The sequence below is a fragment of the Nocardia farcinica genome, from assembly GCF_029867845.1.
Taxonomy (GTDB): domain Bacteria; phylum Actinomycetota; class Actinomycetes; order Mycobacteriales; family Mycobacteriaceae; genus Nocardia; species Nocardia farcinica_A.
On the sequence record NZ_JARWRU010000975.1, the window covers coordinates 1 to 1,962 of the forward strand.

Here is a 1,962-nt window from a genome sequence, read left to right on the forward strand (position 1 = left end):
CACATAAAAACACCCCCCCCACACCCCCCCACCCCACTCCCCTTCTCCCCCCCCTGCCCCCCCTCCTACTAACACCCCCCCCGCCCCCCCCCCCCCGCCCCGCCCCCCCCCCCCCCCCCCCCCCGCCCCCCCCCCCACCGGCATTTCACGCGCGCCGGAATTTCGCCGGAAGTTTGCCGCCGGGAATTTCGGCCGTGCCGCGAATGCGGCGCGTATTCCGGCGCGCGGGATTCCGGCCCGCGTTCACATCCGTGATGTGACCGGAATTACTCACGGCGCCGATGATGGGCGACGCATTCCGGTGGCGAATGTGCGCCGGGCCACTATTGTTTCCCCGGATAGCTGTGTGTGGGATCGCCGCTTCCGGGGCGCCGCGCGAGGGTTGTGGGTAATGCGAGAGGGACCGGGATGGCACGGACTCGGGAATGGCAGGAGAACGAGGCGTGGCCGCAGGCGTGGCCGGAGGATCGGGAAATCGACGATCCGTTCGTCGAGTCCCGCCCGATGGTCAATCCGTATGCGGTGATCGCGCTCGTCGCCGCGCTGCTCGCGCTGTTCCCGGTCGCCATCGTCTTCGGGCTGATCGCCTTCGGCCACCCCAAGGGCAAAGCCATGGCCACCTTCGCGGTGCTGATCGGCATCGCCGAGGCCGCCGCCGTGGCCGCGGTGGTGGTGCTGACGGGCAGCTCGCTGTCGGACACCCTGGCGAGCGGTGACGCCACCACGACCACCAGCTCGGCCGCTGCCGAGCCGACGCTGTCGGCCGGCGCACCGCCCGCCGACCTGCCCTCGGCGCGGCCCGAGGCGGTCACCACCACCGTGGAGGCGCCGGTGGTGCACAAGGGCGCGTCCTGCACCGCGGGCCAGCTCGGCATGCTCGGCACCGGCGTCGACGGCGGCACCCTGCTGTGCCTCGAGGCCGCCGGCGCGGACGGCGGTCATCAGTGGTCGGGGCCGTACCACGTGGGCACCGGCGTCTACGAGCCCGGCGAGACCTGCGACGAGACCATCTCGAAATCGGGTCGCACCGCCGACGGCCGGGCGGTGGTGTGCGAGAGCCAGGGCGCCTCGGGCGCCGCCTGGGTGCTCTGGACCAGCTGAACCGGCGGCACGGCGCCGGGGCGCGGTCAGTGGCTCTTCGCCCGGCTCGGCTGCACCCGCGGCGGCTCGTTCGGCATCTTCGGATACTGCGGCGGCCAGGGCGCGTCCATGAGCCCGGCGGCCATGTCGCGCTCGGACATCTCCAGCAGCGCAGCGATTGACTGCGGCGCGCGGTCGGCCCACGGGTCGCCGAACTCGGCGAGCCTGCCCGGCACGGTGGCGATGGTGAGCTCCTCCGGGGCGACGGAGTCCAGATCGTCCCAGGCCAGTGGCGTCGAGACCTGCGCGCCCACCTTGGGCCGCACACTCCACGCGCCGAAGACGGTCTTGTGCGGGGCGTTCTGGTTGTAGTCGACGAACACCCGCCGCCCGCGCTCCTCCTTCCACCACTGCGCGGTGATCTGCTCGGGATGCCTGCGCTCGAGCTCGCGCGCCAGCGCCACGGCGGCCGCGCGCACCTGGTAGCCGTCCCAGCGTGGCTCCAGCGCCACATAGATGTGCAGACCACGCGAGCCGGAGGTCTTCACCGCCGACTCGATGCCCAGTTCGTCGAACAGCGCCCGGGTGAGCCGGGCGGCCTCGACCAGGTCGGGGTAGCCGACACCGGGGGAGGGGTCGAGATCGATGCGCAACTCGTCGGCGACGGTCAGATCGTGTGCCCGGTTGGGCCAGACATGGAAACCGAGGCAGCCCTGGTTGACCGCCCACAGCACGTGCGCGAGGTCGTGGGCGACCAGGGCGTCGCTGGTGGTGCCGTTCGGGGTGGTGACCTCCACGGTGTGCAGCCAGTCCGGGGCGGAGGCGGGCACCCGCTTCTGGAACCAGGACTTGCCGGACGCGCCGTCGGGATAGCGCTCGAGC

At 72.3% G+C, this 1,962-nt stretch carries 2 protein-coding genes; one reads left to right on the top strand and one right to left on the bottom strand.

Translation table 11 applies throughout. The features are described 5' to 3' along the window. Positions 1 to 408 precede the first annotated feature (408 nt). The gene (locus tag QH283_RS21535; protein ID WP_280504784.1) at positions 409 to 1,101 is read left to right on the top strand and encodes a hypothetical protein; all 693 of its coding nucleotides are present in this window, start codon (positions 409 to 411) and stop codon (positions 1,099 to 1,101) included. A gap of 26 nt (positions 1,102 to 1,127) precedes the next feature. Here QH283_RS21535 and QH283_RS21540 read toward each other — a convergent pair. Continuing rightward, positions 1,128 to 1,962: DNA polymerase domain-containing protein (locus QH283_RS21540; RefSeq protein ID WP_280504785.1), on the bottom strand; the 835-nt coding region annotated here is incomplete at its 5' end.